Genomic DNA, 255 nt, shown 5'->3' on the forward strand with positions numbered 1-255 from the left:
TTGATAGGCCGGGTGTGTAAGCGCAGCGATGCGTTGAGCTAACCGGTACTAATGACCCGTGAGGCTTAACCTTACAACGCCAGAGGCGTTTTTGAGAGACACGATTTTCAGCCTTGTACCGGATATAACTGCGCGGCCTTAACGGGCGGCGCGGAGACAGAATTTGCCTGGCGGCTTTAGCGCGGTGGTCCCACCTGACCCCATGCCGAACTCAGAAGTGAAACGCCGTAGCGCCGATGGTAGTGTGGGGTCTCC

General features: G+C 57.3%; 2 rRNA genes. Both read left to right on the forward strand.

Annotated features, from left to right (window positions below):
* Positions 1 to 73 (forward strand): 23S ribosomal RNA (locus tag HZZ01_RS20805); the annotation flags it as partial.
* A 93-nt stretch (positions 74 to 166) separates the two neighbouring features.
* A 5S ribosomal RNA gene (gene rrf, locus HZZ01_RS20810) occupies positions 167 to 255 on the forward strand; the annotation flags it as partial.

Source organism: Pantoea sp. WMus005 (assembly GCF_013415305.1).
In the GTDB taxonomy this organism is placed as follows: Bacteria; Pseudomonadota; Gammaproteobacteria; order Enterobacterales; family Enterobacteriaceae; genus Pantoea; species Pantoea rara.